This window comes from Photorhabdus sp. RW14-46 (assembly GCF_963887965.1).
GTDB lineage: Bacteria > Pseudomonadota > Gammaproteobacteria > Enterobacterales > Enterobacteriaceae > Photorhabdus > Photorhabdus laumondii.
In genome coordinates this window covers 1-17,281 of sequence record NZ_CAWPHH010000053.1, presented here as the reverse complement: position 1 = coordinate 17,281, position 17,281 = coordinate 1, and the positions used below count along the sequence as shown (strand labels likewise).

Below are 17,281 nucleotides of genomic sequence, written 5' to 3'. Positions count from 1 at the left end.
ACATGACGCCGGTCAGCTCGCCGTAAGGGCTGTATTCATATGTGGTGGTCCGGCCCAGCGGGTCGGTTTCGGCGGTTTTGTGACTGAAATCCCATTCAGTCCGGGTGTCATGGCCGAGCGGGTCGACCTGGCGGGTCACCAGGCCGTCGGCGTTATAGTGGTAGCGGGTGCAGCCGCCTTCGGCATCGAAATAGGTGGTGATGTTATGGTCGTCATCGTATTCAAAACGGTCCTGCCAGTACCCCTGTGGGGTGGCGGTGGCGGTTACCCGGCCTGCGTTATCGTAGTCAATCGTGACATCGGTTTTATCGGTGTCATGCCAGCGGGTCATATAGCCGCACGGCGTGTATTCATGCCACAGGTGGTGAAACTGAAAGGTGTCACATTCCGCCAGATACCCCGAATTATCATAGCGGCAGGTCACCAGCCGCTGGCGCTGTTCGGCGTGCAGCCAGTCAATGGCCGTGAGCTGCTGGTGTTCATAATGCAGCGCCAGGGTCGCCGTGTCGGCATGGACCAGGCGGGTCAGGCGGTGGTGTTTATCGTAATGAAAGACGGTCTGATTGCCGTTGCGGTCCTCTGTCATGGACAGGCGGCGTTTATCCCCCTGGACTTCGGCAAAACTCAGTATCTGCTGAGTACGGCGGTTAAACAGACGCAGTTCGCCGTCGCGCTGGCCGTACAGCAGATAGTGACCGGCATGGAGATTGACCGAGAAGACGGTTTCCGCCGGGGTGTGGAAGGTGTAAATCACCCCTTCGCCATCGGTGAAATGGGTTTCCTCGCCGTCGCGGCGCAGGTGCTGAGACCAGTCGTCGGCCCATTGGGGGCCGAACAGCCCGGCCAGGGCGGCGGTGGAGCGGTAAGTCCGGTTCAGGGTCAGCGGCAAGACCCCCGGCAGGGCCAGCACCGGCCAGACCTGTAGGAAGTCGCCGGTCGCCACGTCGACCGGCTCGCCGGCTTTGCTACAGAGTTGGCTGTCACAGCCGGTTTTTTTCACCGACGGGGTGGGGGGCGATTCATGGGGGCGGTTTTTGTTTCCTCTGGGCAGGGGGAGGAGGCCGGCCAGCACCACGGCCCAGCGTAAGGCCCGGTCGCTGCTGACCATGATGTCACAGACGCCTTCGGTCTCCTGGGTGAGGGCAATGGACGCCGCGCTGCTGTTGATATTAGCGTCACAGGTGGTGCGGTGGCCCAGCCGGGCAATGGGCTTGCCGTTGGCAAACACCGTTTTCGCGCCTTCGGCCATCACTGCCGGGCCGGGGTGGTCGCTGCAGGCAATTTTATCTCCGGCCCGGGCCACCGGTTTGCCTTCAAAAAAGACATTGGGCGAGCCTTCAATAATGGTGCCTTTATTCTGACCGTATTGCCCGATAGCGGCCCCGATACCGGCTACCGCGCCGCCGACAAAGCCGCCGGCTAATCCGGCCGCCGCGCCGGCAAGGATAGCGGCGCCGACGCCGGCCGTCGCCACCACAAACGCAGCGGCAGCCACCGCCACGACGGCCCCCAGCAGGACGCCGCCCAGCGCGCCCCATAACCCGGCGCTTTTATTCTGGTGAGCAATCGCGTCCCCGAGCCGGGCGGGTGCACTTCCTTCGGTGGAGACGGTCTGCATCCCCATCGCGCGGGCGACCTGGTGGCCGATTTTATCGCCGACATCACTGCCGGCCGATGCGCCGACGGCCCCGGCGGCCAGGCCGGCGGCAAAGGGGGCGGCTGCGCCGGCGGCCACGGCATAAGCCCCGGCCGCCCCCATGGAAGCCTGGCTGAACGCCTCGCTTTCCAGAAAGGCCAGCGCCTTATCGGAACCCGATGTTGTCCTGGGGGTCCGGGGCGGTGGCGTGGGTTGTGAGGGTTTAGCCGGGGCGGCGGCCTCGGGACCGGGAGGGGTTTGCCGTCGGGCAGCGCCGGCACCCACCCAGACATTTTGTAATAGGCTCATGACGACTCCCGGGGGTTAGGGTTCTTCACCCGGACGGGCTTGAAACGAGGTCATGATGGCCTGCATCTGTGCGCGCTGAGCCGGGGTCATGGCACCGTTGCAGGTGCCGGTCAGTATCAGCACCTGGTGTGGCAGGTTGAGCATCATCATCAGCTGATGCAGGGGGCCCTGCGGGGCGGCCCAGGTGAACTCGGCGGTCAGGGTGTCGCCGCCATTGAGCCGGCCGGGTTCCTGAGCGATAAGCTGCCAGTCTTTCAGCTGCTGACTGAGGGACGTGATTTCGCGTTCGGCAAACTGGGGGAAGTCGAGGCCCCAGGGCAGGGTGTCGCGGGACAGGGTAAAGCTGCTGCCGTTGTTGTCATCGGGGCTGGTGAGTACCAGCATACTGACATCCCGCCAGTCGCGGGGCACGTTGAGGGTGCCGGCGTTAAAGTGGAAAGGGATTAAGGTATTTTCCTGCGTCATCGGGTTCTCCGGGTGAGTGTTCAGGGCGCCCGGCGGGCAGCCGGGGCCGTTATTCAGGTCAGATTAGTTATTCAGGCCAATTTTGCTGCCGTTAACGGACACCCCGTCGGCGTTCAGGGTAATGACTGAGCCGCCAAAGGTGAGTCTGATATGCGTCTGGGTCATCTCAATGCTGCCGGCACCGACGGTCAGGGTGAGGTTGTCGCTGGCCGTATAGAGCTGGGTACCCTCGCCGGCGTTGCCCGCGGTGGCTTTGACCTGTATCTGGTTGGCTTCGGTGCTGCGCAGCCGGCAGATGGTTTCGGTGAGGCTGCCCTGCTCAATGCGGGTCTGTTCATCGCCGCTCTTCACCGCCACCTGGCGGTTGCCGGTTTCCACCACCAGGGTCTGGTCGTGTTTCACCACGGTGTGCATGTCCCGCTGGGCATGCAGCGCCAGCGCTTCACTGCCTTTGGCATCCTCGAAGCGCAGTTCGTTGTAGCCGTCCCCTTTATGGGTTTTGGAGCGGAAGGTCATCTGGGTTTTGCTGCCCGGCAGGGTTCCCGGCGGCAGATTGCTGGCATGGTAGGTGCGCCCGGTGACAATCGGCTGGTCCGGGTCGCCGTTAAGAAAGTCCACCACCACTTCCTGCCCAATCCGCGGTATTGCCAGCATGCCCCAGCCCTGACCGGCCCAGGGCTGGGTCACCCGTATCCAGCAGGAGCTGCTGTCGTTGCTCCGGCCGTAGCGGTCCCAGAGGAATTGCAGGCGGATGCGGCCGTAGGCGTCGCAGTAGATTTCTTCGCCGGCCGGGCCCACGACTTTGGCAATCTGCGGACCGTCCATCGCCGGTTTGGGTAGCGGGGCCGGGCGCCAGTGCTGATGGTCGGCAATGAAGGTAAAGTCGTTGCGCAGGGTGGTGCCGCTCTCCCCGGCGGCCTGTTCCAGCGCCTGCGGCTGGCTGCCATGATGGGTGACGCCGACCAGCTGCCAGCACCGGTTGAGGTCAGGCCGGGGATGGCCGGTCAGGGTGAACAGCACGCCGGGCTGCATGGTCGCGGCGTTACTGTCACCGTCGCCGGTCAGGGCATTGTTGCGCAGCGCTTCCAGCCGGTAGCGGGTGAAATCGGCACCGTGCTGCCCGTCTTTGAAGCGGCCGGGAAAATCGAAGTGTTCATAGCCGGTATGCTGGAGGTCCTGTTCCCGCATCTGATGACGGAACTCCGCCGCCCAGGCCGGGTTTTTGAAGGTGTAATCTTTGAGCTCGACCACCGCCGGCCGTACCTGCGCCTGGCGGGTCAGCCGGGTAATGCACAGTTGCCGGGCCTGTTCAGCGTCGTCGGGGTGATAGGGCAGCACCGGGCCTTTGACGACAGAGCCCGCATCGTCGGCAAACACCAGGGTGTTTTTATTGCCGGTGAAGTCAAAGCAGTAAAAAATCCCTTCTTCGGCGGTGAGGCGTTGCAGAAAGTCAAAATCGGTTTCGCGGTACTGGACGCAGAACTCCCGTTCCGGGTGCGGATTGCGCAGGCTGAACGCCACATCCCGGACGCCGTTCTCTTTAAGCAGGGTGGTGAGGATGGTTTTGATGTCCTGCTGCTGAAAAATCCGGGCATTCTGGCGCAGGGTGGTGCGCCACATATCGGGCCGGATGGTCATGTCATAGCGGGTCTGGTGTTTGCCGGTATTGCCCTGGACAAAGCTGGCGACCATGCCGGTGACGGTGCGCTCGACTTTGCCGGCGCGCAGGATGGTCAGGGTAGCGCTCTGGTCGAGGACGGCGGCGAAATCAATCGCCGGGTCGGCGCTGGCTAAACTGACGGTCAGCGTGAACGGGGTGGAGAGGGCTTCGTGCAGGGTAAAGCCGGCCACCACAAAGGTGTGCGGCGGCAGGCCGCCGGCGGTGAGGGTAAACTGTAACCCGCCGGCGCTTTGCGGACTCAGCCGGTCAGCGATTTGTTGTGCGAGGTTGCCGGCGTCGGCGGTTTTTTTCTGGAATGACATATAAGGGTTCCTTCTCTGAATTTACGGGCGGTTTTTCTCAGGGAGCGCGGTCAGGCCGGCGGCCTGCTGCAACGCGTAATACTGGCTGAGCAGGGCGTTAAACCGGTCGTCGGTCTTTTTTATCAGCGCCGGCGAGACGCTCTCACCCTGTTCGACGGCGGCGGAAAGCTGGCGCAGCAGCTCTTCCAGCGGGACGTCACGGTTGTGGCTGTGCTGGATTTGGTAAATCGCCGTTTTCAGGTAAGAGAGGGTGAAACTGCCCCGGTTGCGCTCCTGGGTCAGGATATTGTCCGCCAGTAACTGGAGCTGATGCCGGGTCTCCCACCAGTTGCCGGGCGTCGGCGCGTTTTCCCGCCGGATAGACTGTAACTGTTGCCAGCGCCGGGTTTCCCGCTGTTGCCGGCGGTCCTGCGGCCAGGTTTTTTGTGCCATATCGGTCAGCTGCTCAGCCTGTTGCAGCACCACCAGCGGGGAGGTGTCCGCTAACCGGGTTAACTGCGGTGCATAGGCTGGCAGGTCAGGATGAGATAACCAGGCCAGTCGGGCCCCGTCCGGGGTGTCAGTCAGGGCAGTGAATTGCTGTTGCAGAGGCCGGTAAAATCCCAGCCAGGTCCCGGTCAGGACGAATGCACCCAGTAACAGGCCCAGGCCGAACCCCTGTAAGGCACTCATCGGCCGCGGGGGCGGTTCAGGGAAACGGACCTGGACTTTAGGCTGACGGGGGTCATATCCCGCGTCGTCGTGGGTGTCCGGTTCAGACGGCACCGGTTCAGTGCCGGCGAGGTAAACCAGCGGCGGCATCTGCACGGGTCTGGCCGCGGGTTTGGGCAGGATACGGGCCTGTTCCAGTTTTTTGGCGGTGTTCTGGAAGAACCACAACAGGTTGTCGACTTTCGGCAGGCGTTTCAGGTCGGACTGCTGGAGCCGGTCGACTATCAGCTGTAAGGCCCGCTCGGCCCGGTAAATCATCCGCAGGTCGCGGGCGGTGTAATCGTGCTGGCGTAAGGCGTTGCCGCAGCGGGTGTTAAACCAGTCCAGCAGGTCGGTGCGGACCGCCGGCTGCGGCGGCCACAGGTCATCCCACTGGCTGACCATCACCCCGGCCAGCAGTTCACAGCCTTCGGTAAACCCCGCCAGGCCGCTGAGCTGCATCCGGGCCAGGGTGTAGTAAATCGCGCTCTGCAAATCGACGCCGTGGGAGCGAAACAGCGTCAGGGCCAGGGATTCAATGAGCGGCCAGTTCACCGCCGGCTGAGACGGGTGGTTGATTTTGTTAATTTCTTCGCGTATGGCTGTGAATGCCGGCAGCGTCATCGGGTTGCCGCCGGCGCGGATAATCAGGTTTTCAGGGGGTTCACGCATGGCCGTTCATCCTTTAACCTGCCTCCGCCGGCGCGGAGGACAGGGTGGGTTGCTATGTTGCAATGAATAAAATTTGCTATTAATACAGTTTGCCCTTAATACAGGGTGTCAGGCAGTCTGAACTGACTGAACAGGCCGCCGGCAAACGGGTTGTCGGATTCATCCACGTAGAGACGGTAGGTCATGTCGCCCCCGTCCACCGTGAACCGCACATCAAACGAATCCTGACGTACGTTAGTCAGTTTGCCGCTGTTAATCAGGCGCAGCTGGGCCCACGGGCCGGTGAAGCGGATGGCGCGCGGCGATTTGCCGCCGGCATCCGGTATCAGTGTGAGCTGGCTTTCCACCCCGGCCCGCATCGCGTTGGGCCAGATGAGGTGCACAATGCTGCTGCGGCCGTGGGCGTAATCGAGCAGCTGGCCGTCGAGATTGAGCAGGCTGCGGCGTTTATTGCCGGTCAGGCTGAGGGGCTCAATGGCATACTGGACCCCCAGACCGTTTTGCGGCGAGAAGAAGGTGTCGCGGATACGGTCGGCCCGTTTCAGCTGTTCCAGCACATCCGGGCGGATAAGTTGCTGGCCGTCCGCGCGGTGGGTCAGGTTGTTTTCCACAAACGGTTTCAGGTTCTGCTGATAGAAGGCATCCAGCGTGCCGCCGGGCCGGAAGAACCGCCCGAACTCACTGAGCGGCACCTCCTCCGTCGCGTCCGGGTTAAACGGATAGCGGCCGGCCAGGTAGGTCTGGTACTGTCTGACGACGGTGTCGTGCCATTCGATTTCCAGCGAACGGATGGCTTCCCGCATCACCACCCGCCAGGCCTGTTCCGCCAGTGCGCCGACCCAGCGGTTGAGCGGTGCCGGCAGGGTTTTCGCCCGCTGCTGTACGTCGAAAATCGGGTCGTCGTTATGCTGTTCAAGCCGCTGCTGAACGGCATTCAGGGCGGCTTTGCCCGGGACCGGCGCGTTCTGAATGCCCAGCAGGTAACGGTGCAGGGCCGCCAGTTGCTGATAAACCCCCTGCAGGGTGCTGTTTTTGTCCCCGGACTCCTCCAGCACCGCGGTTTCCGGCGCGAATTCCCGGTGAATACGCACCCGCAGGCGGTAATCCGGGGTATCACGTAACGGCTGCCGGGCTTTGGCCGGCAGCGTCTCGTTAATCTCCGGCAGACGGGTGTTGTCGCTCAGGATTTGCAGGGCCCGGCTGATGGGCTGTTCGCCGCTGATGACCTGTTCAAGGGCGCTGAGGGCCTGCGGGATATCGGTGAAATCACGAATATCCAGGTTGTTCATGGCCGCGCGCCAGGTGGCCGTGTAGTCTCCCAGGTACTGCTCAGTGATTTGTCGCTGGATTGCCTGCCGGTCCGTGTCGCTGTACTGCACGTTGTGTGACAGGTTCAGCACCCAGCTGTCCATGACGGTGAGGTCGATCAGCTGGTCGTCCTGTTTGACGAAATAGTTGTTGAGGCCGTTTATCGTCAGGAACTGCGGGATAATCAGTTGCTTGTCATTATTGGCCATAAAGAGGCGGTCAAAGCCCGGGCCAATCTGGTCGCGCAGGTTGAGGGGCGGCGGCAGTGAATCCCGGGCTTTAATGCGCAGGTTCTGGTAGACCCGCTGATAAATCGAGAGCTGACTCAGTTCTTTCTCGGCATTCATGAGCGGCAGTTGGTAAGGTGCAAAGCGGCTGATAGCGGCCTGATCGCCCGCCTCCCGTGCGGCCCGCCAGTCGGTGTGATCCAGCGCATAGTCCAGATGCGTCAGTAACTGCGCCTGCAACGGGCGCTGGCCGTTAAACGCCTGACTCCAGCGCGCCTGCAGATAGTGTTCGACCAGCGATTTATGGCGGCCGCTGCCATCTTCCAGCATCCGCATGATACGCAGGACGGCCAGTTTTTCTTCGCTGCCTTTCGGTGCCCGGTTCAGGTCATCCAGCAGGCCGTTCATTAAGGCCGGCAGGAAGCGCTGAGACAGCAGTTGCAGGTAGGTGTTTTCCACATACGGGCCGACCGCTGCGCCCTGATAGAGCCCCATATCCGCCAGCAGCCCTTTCTGATGGTAATCCCCGTAGGCCAGCGTGGCCTCACGCAGCGGATTGAGCAGGGGAAGCTGTAAATTGCCGAGACGGTCTTCGCCGGTGGGCGGCGGCACCGACAGGAAGATGTTGGCCTGCGCCAGGACCTCGTCGCCGGCCCGGTAGTTCTGCTGATAGTAATAGTGCCAGCCGCTCCACAGGGCCAGCACCACCCCGGCACCCGCCGTGGAGAAGGTCAGCAGTGTGTGGCGGTGGCGGCTTAACCACCGGCGGTTTTCAGCCGCCAGATTCGGTTCGGCCAGCAGGACCGCTTCAAACAGCGCGTGGGTGAAGTAGGGCACGGTGTCCGCCACCGGCCAGGTGGGAAAAGCCTGCGGCCCCAGATGATACTGCACGGCGGCAGACTGGGTAAACAGGTCATCCATCTGGCCGATTTGTTGAGACGAGGTGAGATAAACCCCCCGCAGGCCGGGTTGTGCCGGGCCGCCGTTGTCGAGGAGCCCCTCCAGCAGCGGCACCAGATAGCTGTGCAGCCCCTGTATCTGGCGGGTGAAGCTGAACAGCGGACTGCGCTGACTGATATCGACTTTGTTGAGCATCATGTCCGGCATGGCCGCGTTGAGCTGCTGCATCCACTGGTGCCAGAACTGGGCCAGCTCAGTGCGCCAGCTCTGCTCATCCTGCGCATTCAGGCTAAAGGTGACGCCCAGGATCTGGGCGCGCTGCGCGCTGTCCAGCGACTGGAAAGCGGCGCTGAAACCGTGCAGCCGGTCGAGTTTGGTCAGCACCAGATAGAAAGGCAGAGGATGATGCAGAGTTAATCGCAGATCCTGCAGGCGCAGGTGAAGCGCGGCAATAACCCGTTCCCGCTGCGCTTTGTTGTCGGTCAGTAAGCGGTGAATGTCCACCGTCAGGATGATGCCGTTGAGCGGCTGGCGCTGACGGTTTTCGGTGAGCCAGGCGAGCAGCGCCTGCCACAGGCGGGCGGGCAGCTGGGGTTTGCCGGTGTCCGGCGGCGATAGCGGGTCGATAAGGAAGCCGTCCGGGTCAATGATGACGGCTTTCTCCCCCAGCCAGCAGCGCAGATGCAGGGGCAGCGCCTCTTCCCCGCTCAGGGTGTCCGGGGCGGCAATGTCAGTCAGCCGGCAGCCGGCCTGAATCAGGGCGGTTTTGCCGCTGCCGGTGTTACCCATCACCAGGTACCAGGGGCGCTGGTAGAGATAATCCCGGGTCCCCAGATGGCGTTGCAGTTGCGCTTTCCAGTGATGGAGATAACGGTCCTGACGGGTGATATCGGCGCGCACCGGATCGACGGTGTTCAGTTCCCCCTCCAGCTTAAGTTTTTCAAGCTGGCGCAGGCGGCGCCAGATTTTTATCCCGACAACGCTCAGGGCCAGCAGGAGGATGATCACCGTCGCCAGCCAGCGGGCAGACAGGGTGTCCAGCGGATGCGTCTGCTTAAACTGCCAGCCGGGTCCCCACCACCAGAGCCAGATGAGGGCCAGACAGGGCAGGAGGGCCAGTATCAGCGAGGCGGTGGCTTTCAGGGGCGGCAGACGCGGCCTCGCCGGTTTTTTGATATTGCTGAGCAGCAGAGAAAGCCAGTTCATGGGTTAACGCTCCTGTTTGCGGTCGTCGTCTTGGCGGGGGCGGTCATCGGGGCTTTTTCTGCCAGTGCCGCCAGCAGGCCGGGTTCCCAGTCGGCGAGTGACAGGTGTTGTCCTGCCTGGCGCAGCTGGCGGTAATGTTGTTGTGCCAGCGCGTTCATGCCCGCCTGCTCCAGTAACTGGGCCGTCAGTAACTGACCGTAGAATTGATCCCGCGGTTCGGTCAGCTGTTGCTGATATTGCTCCGCGGCGTGGAGGGCGGCTTCCAGTCCGTGTTGCTGAAAACAGTGCCAGATGGCGTCCTGTTCCGGCGTGGAGCCGCTGCTGACGGTGGCGGTCGCCGGGGGATGCAGCCAGTTCAGCGTGGCGTCGGAGATAAACGGGCTCCGGTCGGAGAAAGACAGGTTTTGCAGGACCGGCAGACGGTCAAGAAAGGCCCGGAGTTCATCGCGGATAGCGTCAGCCACGGCGTGGTAACCCAGTTTGCCGGCGGCCTGTGCCGCGATAGCGTGCCCGTCCAGCCAGTAAGGGGCCAGGGTCAGACTCTGTTCTATCTGTTGCAGCAGGGAGTTATCCGCCGCCGGGAGTTTCGCCAGATAATCGGCGGTACGGTCTGCCGACGTCGGCGCCAGCGGTGTTTTGCCGGTGCCATTCGCCATCGGTGCTGTGGTTAGATGAGTCACTGTGTAAAGTAAATAACTGTATAAATATCCATAAATTTCTTTATTCTGGGTCAATCTAGTGATATAATATCACTAAATAAAACATTTTTCGGATAAATAAAATGAAAGAATTTTTTTCGTATGCCCAGGATCTCCATGAAAAATCGAAGTTATTGCAGCAGCAAAAGTTGGCATCAGTTAAAAAGCTGATGGGACAACTTTTTGAGTCTTATGATCAAAAAACTATTGCAGAACTTTTGCGCAGAGTAAATTATAACGACTGGACCCGTGAAACTTTAAATCGCTGGTTTCACGGAAAATCAGTCCAGAAGTTGTTAACAGAAGTTGAAGTTGCTATGCTCCAAAAAATGCTACCTGAACCACCCAAAAATCATCCTCAATACGGTTTCCGTTTCATTGATCTTTTTGCAGGGATTGGAGGAATTCGAAAAGGTTTTGAAGAAATTGGCGGTCAGTGTGTTTTTACCAGCGAATGGAACAAAGATGCTGTTCGTACCTACAAAGCAAACTGGTATTGTGATCCGGAATCCCATAAATTTAATTCTGATATTCGTGAAATAACATTAAGTGAAAACTCAAAAATAGATGAAAAAGAAGCTTATAAAAATATTGATAAAGAAATTCCAGATCATGATGTTCTTTTGGCAGGCTTTCCATGTCAGCCATTTTCATTAGCAGGTGTTTCGAAAAAGAACTCCCTTGGTCGTGCTCATGGGTTTGAGTGTGATACACAGGGAACTCTTTTTTTTGATGTGGCCAGAATTATTACAGCTAAAAAACCTGCTATTTTTCTTCTGGAAAACGTTAAGAACTTAAAAAGTCATGATAAAGGGAAAACATTCCGTATTATCATGAATACATTGAATGAGCTGGGATACGCTGTTGCTGATGCTGATATCATGGGGCCGAATGATCCTAAAATTATTGATGGAAAATATTTTTTGCCTCAGCATAGGGAACGAATTGTGTTAGTTGGTTTTCGGAAAGATCTGAATATTCATCAAGGATTTACACTTAGGGATATTAGTCGATATTTCCCGAAAGAACGGCCAACACTTGCGGATTTACTTGAACCAGAAGTTGACAGTAAATATATTCTTACCCCTAATCTCTGGAAATATTTATATAATTATGCCAGAAAACATCAGGCTAAAGGAAATGGCTTTGGATTTGGCCTTATAGATCCCAACAATAAGGATAGTGTTACTCGCACACTTTCTGCGCGTTACCATAAAGATGGCTCAGAAATCCTTATTGACCGGGGATGGAATAAAAAGCTTGGAGAACAGGATTTTGATAATCCAGATAACCAGGAAAATCGCCCGCGTCGTTTAACACCGAAAGAATGCGCACGGCTAATGGGGTTTGAGTCTCCTCAGGGAGAAGCATTTCATATTCCAGTTTCAGATACACAAGCTTATCGACAGTTTGGAAACTCAGTTGTTGTGCCTGTATTTACAGCTGTTGCTAAATTATTAGCTCCTTATATAGCGAAAGCAGTGAAACAACAGCAGATAAACAAAGATCAGGCGGCATAGATAATTTATGGCTGATGTTCACAATCCATCCACCCGCAGTAAAAATATGAGAGCAATTCGTAACTGTGATACAGCCATAGAAAAAAAGCTCGTTAAAATTCTTCATGACCTTGGGGTAACTTATAGAGTGCAGGTAAGGGAGCTTCCGGGTAAGCCTGATTTCGTTATTGATGAATATCAGGCTGTTTTGTTTGTTCATGGATGTTTCTGGCATGGGCATAATTGTCATCTCTTCAAAACTCCGGCAACCCGAACTGAATTCTGGTTAGATAAAATTGAGAAAAATATCAGAAGAGATCAATTTGTTATGAGTTCTCTTTCGGATAATAGCTGGAAGATATTAGTTATTTGGGAATGTACTTTGAGAGGACGTTTGAAACTGACAGATAATGAGTTGTCAGAAAGAATTGAAGAATGGTTATGTGCCAGTGAAACTCATGCGGAAATTGATACAGTGGGGATACATAAAATACTTTTATAGAAAAATGAGTAGTTATTTGAATTAAAAGTGTTTTTTGACTCTTTTTCTGTAAGAAACAGTTACATTACATACCAAATCGCTTCCACCTATAAGTTTTATTTTGTTTGAAAAATAATCTATCCTTCAGTGTGGCATTCTATTTTTACTTTAATAGAGTTAATCTATAGAGAGATTATAACTAATGGACGGGGCAGAAGATGACTAATAAACTGATAAATATAGATAAAATATCAGTTATCATGAAGGATTTGGGAGCTAAAAAAATTATAGTTAAGCCACTTGCAAACAATGACAATTCTAAACAACAGATATATTTGGGAGCGGATTTTTCTGTCATACAGGGTATTCCTGTTGATGAACTGAAAAGCGCTGGTATGTCAAAAAAAGGTGCGAGATTTAAGGCCACATTAAATTTATTTTGGATAAATACTGACAGTTGTAAAGAACAGGCACATGGTTCTCAAATTATTTTGTATCCTAACTATCCAGAAATTCGCCTGTCGGGAATTATAAATGGTTGTTCAATAGCACCATCTCATTTAATGCAACCGCCAACGAAAGAGGAAAGAATAAATAGATGTGATAAGAATCGTTATTTAATTCTTGGTATATGTAAAGACATGGTTTTTGCTTATATGAGTTCTTGGGAAGACGCTCTTTCCATTGAGCTCAGAGAATTAATAGATAAAAATTTAATGAATCCTGTTTTCTCTGTTTTTTATGAATATTACTCTAATATTAAAGACAGCCGTAGTGATCTTATAACTCGTTTGAAGGAAATTTATTCTTATGGTTTTATTAAATCGCAAAGACTGGATAAAAATGGTAATGTAATTGAATATAGAGCAAGAAATGGGGCAGGTTTTACCCTGGAAAGTTTATTTGGAATTATACCAAATGGCAGATCTGGACCTGATTTTTCTGGCTGGGAATTAAAAGCACATTCAGGAAGCGTTGTAACTTTAATGACACCAGAACCAAATAAAGGAGAATACATAGAAAATTTACATAAATTTATGAGTGATTATGCATCCAGTAAAAAAGAGGATAGAGTCGATTTTGCCAGTATACATAAAATCGGATTGTTAAACGAAAAAACGAAGCTGACTTTATATCTCGAAGGATATGATTTTGATAAGAAAAAAATTATAGATCCTGATGGCGGATTAGTACTTAGGAGTATAAATGGTAATATTGCTGCTGGCTGGAATTTCGGAAAATTATTAGACCACTGGAAACGGAAACATTCTAAAACATGTTTTGTCTCGTATGATGTGAAAAATGGTGATTTCCCATACTATAAGTTTGGTCCCCAAATTGTATTAGCTACAGGTGCTAATCTTAATAAATTTATAAATGCACTTGAATCAAGTAAAATATACTATGATCCAGGTGTTAATATAAAATACCAGGAAGGATTGTCTAAAGTGAAAAAAAGAAATCAGTTCAGGATAAAATGGAAAGATGTATTAAGTATTTATGATAAAGCTGAGAGCTTAGATTTAAATGAAAATTAATTGAAGTATGAGTTCACTGGAGCATTACGATCATAATAAGGCTGGAAGATTGCAGAGGATCTTTCAGCCTTACTTTTTTAATTAAAAATACCTTTATTCTCAGCTTTTTCTATGAATAAGTCTTGTAAACTTCCTTGTATTTCTTCGTCTCCATAAATTAACGTAAAATCACCATCTATATTGGGTGGAAAATGAGAACCATCAATGGTTCCAAATATAGTTGATGATGTATCAGATATTACTACCTTGAAGAAGTCAAAAATAGCTGTTTTGTCTTGATCATCTAATTTTGATAATGATTTTCTGGCGTTAGCATACACATCATCATTATTATCTATTGGACGGGTTAAACTATTCTGATAACGGGGTAAGTTGTCATCAAATAATTCACTAAAAATAGATTCTATTATTTTCTCATCATTTTTCATATGGTTATCTTTTCAATGCATTTAAATTTGACTTCCAGCTCAGAGAGATCAAGCTGCGGATGTGGGAATTTATTGGGAATTTATTGGGGATTTATAAGGCGGGATGAGACGTTTAATTTTAAAATGGGCAAGCCAGATTTCTCTGGCTTATCATTATTAATATAAAGTAGCTTTTATAAGTCTTCTATAGCTTGTTTTATTTCTTCTAAGAGAAACTCAGCATAACTATCTGCAATTATGTTTTTAGCTCCATCTCTTTTGAAGGATAATTCAGTCTCAACTACTACAGCTTCTCCTGTTTTTCCTTTAATATTGGTATCAATAGAATAGGAAGGACCATATCCCGATGATTTTATTTTAATCATCCCTTCATCTATATCACCGGAATCTCTGGCCTGCTTTGTTACATACAGAATACATGGGGCTTGATTTCCATTTATTCCCTTTTTAGTTATTCCATAGTAATCATCTCCGCCGAAAGAAAGTGTTCCATATTTTTGTAAGAAAAATTTATATGATTCAGGAAAAGTAACACCAAGCAATGATTCGAATTCACGGATAGTATCTATATCAACCCCGCCACTAGAAAGAATTTCTTCCCCGCTTGATATCATTTCCTTTTCAATTAAATCTATATAATTCATAGCTTCCTTCCTCTTAAGGAGTTAAAAAGTCCAATGCTCTTGTTTTCCAATATGTTTTCTTCCACTGGTTAAATGGGTGCCTATTCGTTGATGGTGGCGCATTATTATATGTGCGTCTTATGCCATCAGGACCGACCTATGTTTTATCCCATTGATTTGAATACATATGAAGCATATGGTTGTATTTACTATGGGTACTACTTAAAATTTCAGTCATTGGGCCAGGTTCATTTTGAATGACATGATGAAGGTTTATTTCTAAGCCATCTTTACCAATAGGTGTAATCCCTTTCTTCATTCGTTGAATATTCGTCCTTCCGAAGTCATCAATATGATTGAGATCAAATAAATCATTTCCTTGGTAAACTCTAAGCTTCAATCCGCACTGGCTTACTGTGGGTATGCGCCACGGTAGATCAATAAGAACATCGGAAGATTTGGTGATTGTGAACTGCCTCTCTAAATCTAAATAGCGTTTCATAATTTTGCTACACATGGCCTTATTCAACCTATTGTTATATATGGAATTATGAGTGGTGTAATATGTAGCACTATTTTAGAATCTTATTTAGTCATTAAATGTTGAATCTAGCTTTTGAGGGCCGTTCATCTATAATTTTATTAACTATTCTTCAAAAGAATAGGATTGAAAATAACTCATGTCTTTTTATCTTTTTTTATACCGCACGGCATAACTCCTTTTTTAAATATAGAAAATATTTCTTCTAATTTAGCGTCTTGATTAAAATAAATATCGATAAATGTTTGTCATATTTAACCTGTTATTACATTCGTCATTTACTTCATTTAGAAAGTTATCGTATTCTATGTTATCAACTAACCTTTTTTTCTTTCTTATAAGATATCATTTTCTTTTTCTCATATTTTCTTTGACTTGATCCTGGGTAGATATTTTTATTCTGTGAAGGATATCCTTTTCTGCTTTTTTATAATCCTCATGAAGATAAAACTCGGATGCCAAATTAGAGAAAAAATCACTCTAAACCATATAGTTACCTGGTATGTCTTGATCGAAAAGAAGCTTTAATGCCCTATCTTTATTATCCATAATTTCATATTCATTAAATTCTTCAATAGAACCGGATAAAAAATCCGAGCTTTTAAAGAATTCAACGGGTTCCATATAAAAATTTATTATCTCACCCAGATTAAATTATCCTAAAATTCTACTCCAGAGATCAAAGATGCTTTGTCTGACTTTTTAATTTACGTCTTCCCCCTGAATATTAGTGTTATACCTATCTTTGTGTTTAATAATATTGCCATTCTCCATATCTTTTTTAGTTATATTTTGAATGTTAGCTACTTGTTTCGATATAGTATTAATTGATTGATGTAGATTTATTTTATCCAGAGTATTGCATCAGTATATCCGTGATGATTACCTTGATGCCTTGCTATTACACTAACCCGTCGGCGTGGCATGGGTATTCTCCACGGTAAGAAAGAAGCCAGCCGGAAGCGATTCCGGCTTTTTACTGTTTCAGAGAGAAAACAGAATAAAATAGCTAAAATATAGCATATGTATATATTTACTATTAATATTATATTTTTATGTATTATTGTTTTTTTATATTATTATTTATTTTATATTTTTTTAATTTTAAATTATATATTTAATATATAAGTCCAACCGTGAAAAATATTTATTTTAAGCATGGAAATAACAAAGCCGGAAGATCACGGGGATCTTTCCGGCTTTTTACTATTAGCTTAGGGTAATTTTATTTTCCCTTTTTTGACATTAGCTTTAATGTCGTACTTAAAATCTACACAATAGTGATTCAAGACTTCATCTAATTTAATTAGCTTTATTCCTTTGATATTTTCTTTAATTAATCTGTTAGCTACTTTTTCTGAAATAAAGATAAATCCTGCTAATAAAGTAGTCCGTATTGAAAAAATATCATAATTTAATGATTCATTATGAAAAGATAATTTATGAGGAATTAAATTTCCATATTTATCTTTTTCTAATATTGAATATTTTTCATTTAGAAATAACTCTTTGTCAGTAAAAAAAGATAATTTAATGAGTTATTGATAGTTTTTCCATCTTTAATAGATGTCGCAATTAATTTTTTTAAAACATGATCACTTAATTTAAACTCATTGATAATATCGAAAAATCTATCAGATAGGATATGAGCCATATTGTGTTGATAATAATTAAACCACAATTTCCCAATATTTTTATTACATAACAAATATAAAGTATTAGGGCATTCCTTATCTAATAGATAATAAGGTATATCATGCCTGGAGCCTTCATAATCCCATTTTTCATTAATTTGATTCTCGGTATCTACTATAGCATGAAGATATCTTGGCATTAGTGAAGAATTATAATCGTTCATTAATACATAATAATTCATTAATTTACTCTCCCACATTTGGTTGTAGATACTTGACCAGACCATATTTTATTTTTCATATCCATCTGATTATTTTTTTTAAAATCATATTTTCTTCATGTGGATGAAAAGCATCATTAAGAATCATTCCAATCATATTGTCCTGCTCATGGATAAAGAAAATTTCATTTTCTAAGAAATATAACCTTGACAATAAACTGG

At 49.9% G+C, this 17,281-nt stretch carries 12 protein-coding genes and 1 pseudogene; 3 read left to right on the top strand and 10 right to left on the bottom strand.

All coding sequences use genetic code 11. The features are described 5' to 3' along the window. The 6 genes from AACQ38_RS22600 to tssA all read right to left on the bottom strand — a co-directional run. Positions 1-1,945: PAAR domain-containing protein (locus tag AACQ38_RS22600; RefSeq protein WP_207631959.1), on the bottom strand; the 1,945-nt coding region annotated here is incomplete at its 3' end. 15 nt (positions 1,946-1,960) lie between these two features. Next, positions 1,961-2,410 carry a DcrB-related protein gene (locus AACQ38_RS22595; RefSeq protein ID WP_165579115.1) on the bottom strand — a complete coding sequence of 150 codons (450 nt, stop codon included), beginning with the start codon at positions 2,408-2,410 and terminating at the stop codon, positions 1,961-1,963. Between the two features lie 63 nt (positions 2,411-2,473). Next, on the bottom strand, positions 2,474-4,393 hold the full coding sequence (locus tag AACQ38_RS22590; RefSeq protein ID WP_165579114.1) for a type VI secretion system Vgr family protein: 1,920 nt from the start codon (positions 4,391-4,393) through the stop codon (positions 2,474-2,476). A 21-nt stretch (positions 4,394-4,414) separates the two neighbouring features. Beyond that, entirely contained in the window at positions 4,415-5,755 is a 1,341-nt protein-coding gene (locus tag AACQ38_RS22585) for a VasL domain-containing protein (RefSeq protein WP_165579113.1), read from the bottom strand. A 95-nt stretch (positions 5,756-5,850) separates the two neighbouring features. Continuing rightward, positions 5,851-9,396, bottom strand: coding sequence for a type VI secretion system membrane subunit TssM (gene tssM, locus AACQ38_RS22580; protein ID WP_165579112.1), 3,546 nt, complete (start codon positions 9,394-9,396; stop codon positions 5,851-5,853). After that, positions 9,393-10,076 (bottom strand): type VI secretion system protein TssA, encoded by a 684-nt coding sequence (gene tssA, locus AACQ38_RS22575; RefSeq protein ID WP_165579116.1) that lies wholly within the window; start codon positions 10,074-10,076, stop codon positions 9,393-9,395. The genes tssM and tssA overlap by 4 nt, the downstream gene beginning before the upstream one ends. 101 nt (positions 10,077-10,177) lie before the next feature. On the opposite strand from tssA, the gene AACQ38_RS22570 reads away from it, so the two are divergent. The 3 genes from AACQ38_RS22570 to AACQ38_RS22560 all read left to right on the top strand — a co-directional run bounded on the left by AACQ38_RS22570 (position 10,178) and on the right by AACQ38_RS22560 (position 13,612). Next, positions 10,178-11,614 carry a DNA cytosine methyltransferase gene (locus AACQ38_RS22570; protein WP_165579111.1) on the top strand — a complete coding sequence of 479 codons (1,437 nt, stop codon included), beginning with the start codon at positions 10,178-10,180 and terminating at the stop codon, positions 11,612-11,614. Between the two features lie 7 nt (positions 11,615-11,621). After that, entirely contained in the window at positions 11,622-12,095 is a 474-nt protein-coding gene (locus tag AACQ38_RS22565) for a very short patch repair endonuclease (protein ID WP_011144732.1), read from the top strand. Between the two features lie 197 nt (positions 12,096-12,292). Continuing rightward, positions 12,293-13,612 (top strand): MvaI/BcnI family restriction endonuclease, encoded by a 1,320-nt coding sequence (locus AACQ38_RS22560; RefSeq protein ID WP_011144733.1) that lies wholly within the window; start codon positions 12,293-12,295, stop codon positions 13,610-13,612. A gap of 77 nt (positions 13,613-13,689) precedes the next feature. Here the strand turns inward: AACQ38_RS22560 and AACQ38_RS22555 are convergent, their stop codons facing one another. The 4 genes and pseudogenes from AACQ38_RS22555 to AACQ38_RS22540 form a co-directional block, all read right to left on the bottom strand. Further along, positions 13,690-14,040 carry a hypothetical protein gene (locus AACQ38_RS22555; RefSeq protein ID WP_165579110.1) on the bottom strand — a complete coding sequence of 117 codons (351 nt, stop codon included), beginning with the start codon at positions 14,038-14,040 and terminating at the stop codon, positions 13,690-13,692. A gap of 173 nt (positions 14,041-14,213) precedes the next feature. Next, a complete protein-coding gene (locus AACQ38_RS22550) occupies positions 14,214-14,684 on the bottom strand; it encodes an SMI1/KNR4 family protein (protein WP_011144735.1) in 471 nt (156 codons plus the stop codon). A gap of 136 nt (positions 14,685-14,820) precedes the next feature. Continuing rightward, positions 14,821-15,165, bottom strand: a complete 345-nt coding sequence (locus AACQ38_RS22545) for an HNH/ENDO VII family nuclease (protein ID WP_198408803.1) — start codon at positions 15,163-15,165, stop codon at positions 14,821-14,823. Positions 15,166-16,418: 1,253 nt separating this feature from the next. Then, positions 16,419-17,038, bottom strand: a pseudogene (locus AACQ38_RS22540) (Imm43 family immunity protein). Between the last annotated feature and the right edge of the window lie 243 nt (positions 17,039-17,281).

Excerpts from the sequence above, each read along its gene's own strand:
- AACQ38_RS22545 (WP_198408803.1), bottom strand. The coding sequence starts at position 15,165 with ATGAAACGCTATTTAGATTTAGAGAGGCAGTTCACAATCACCAAATCT.
- tssM (WP_165579112.1), bottom strand. The coding sequence starts at position 9,396 with ATGAACTGGCTTTCTCTGCTGCTCAGCAATATCAAAAAACCGGCGAGG.
- AACQ38_RS22590 (WP_165579114.1), bottom strand. The coding sequence starts at position 4,393 with ATGTCATTCCAGAAAAAAACCGCCGACGCCGGCAACCTCGCACAACAA.
- AACQ38_RS22570 (WP_165579111.1), top strand. The coding sequence starts at position 10,178 with ATGAAAGAATTTTTTTCGTATGCCCAGGATCTCCATGAAAAATCGAAG.
- AACQ38_RS22565 (WP_011144732.1), top strand. The coding sequence starts at position 11,622 with ATGGCTGATGTTCACAATCCATCCACCCGCAGTAAAAATATGAGAGCA.
- AACQ38_RS22555 (WP_165579110.1), bottom strand. The coding sequence starts at position 14,040 with ATGAAAAATGATGAGAAAATAATAGAATCTATTTTTAGTGAATTATTT.
- AACQ38_RS22550 (WP_011144735.1), bottom strand. The coding sequence starts at position 14,684 with ATGAATTATATAGATTTAATTGAAAAGGAAATGATATCAAGCGGGGAA.
- AACQ38_RS22585 (WP_165579113.1), bottom strand. The coding sequence starts at position 5,755 with ATGCGTGAACCCCCTGAAAACCTGATTATCCGCGCCGGCGGCAACCCG.
- AACQ38_RS22595 (WP_165579115.1), bottom strand. The coding sequence starts at position 2,410 with ATGACGCAGGAAAATACCTTAATCCCTTTCCACTTTAACGCCGGCACC.
- AACQ38_RS22560 (WP_011144733.1), top strand. The coding sequence starts at position 12,293 with ATGACTAATAAACTGATAAATATAGATAAAATATCAGTTATCATGAAG.